The following is a 648-nucleotide window of genomic DNA, read 5'->3' as shown; positions in this document are numbered from 1 at the left end:
CCCACGCTCAAGAATGACGTGCTGCTCGTCGTACCGATAAACCTCACTTTCGCCTACCGCATTGGTCGCCGAAACCAGCCGTCCAATGTCGTCATAGGCGTAGGAAACAACGTTCTGCTCCGTCACCCAGACAAACGGACCGTCGTCCACCGCCCGCTCAATCTGGTAATCCACCGCCACAATGCGGCCCGACGCATAGCGCAAAAACAGCGAACGCCCCACGCCGTTATCCAGCCGCTCAATGCGCCCCAAAAAATCCCGGGAAATCCGCAGCCGGTTGTCATACGCATCACTGATCGCTGTCAGCACACCGTCGCGAAAGTGGTAGAAGCGCGATGCCTGCGCCAGCACCAACTCATCGGGCGAAGCCCCCAAATAGATCGCCGCTTCCGCCAGGCTATTGGTAATCGCCGGTCGAGCAACAGTCGGCAAGGGCAGGGTGGTCGATCGGTTCTCGTGATCCGTCCACACCACCGAATCACCGGAAACACTCAGCCGATGCGATAAAGAATGACTCCACCCAAACCCCAATCCGCAGTCCACTTCCACCGCACTGGTGCGGTACAACCGTGTCCACTCAAACGGCAAAACCCCGTCCAGCACCCCATCGGTCAGCGTCAGCAATTCCTCGCCCGTGACCATCGACAC

At 59.1% G+C, this 648-nt stretch carries 1 protein-coding gene; it reads right to left on the bottom strand.

Going from position 1 to position 648, the window contains the following annotated elements:
* Positions 1 to 648, bottom strand: a 648-nt coding sequence (locus H0Z09_RS27180) for an RHS repeat domain-containing protein (RefSeq protein WP_186694935.1), incomplete at both ends; no start/stop codon positions are given.

It is taken from the genome of Pseudomonas sp. SWRI18 (assembly GCF_014268345.1).
In the GTDB taxonomy this organism is placed as follows: domain Bacteria; phylum Pseudomonadota; class Gammaproteobacteria; order Pseudomonadales; family Pseudomonadaceae; genus Aquipseudomonas; species Aquipseudomonas cedrina.
This window is presented reverse-complemented; position numbering and strand designations above follow the sequence as displayed.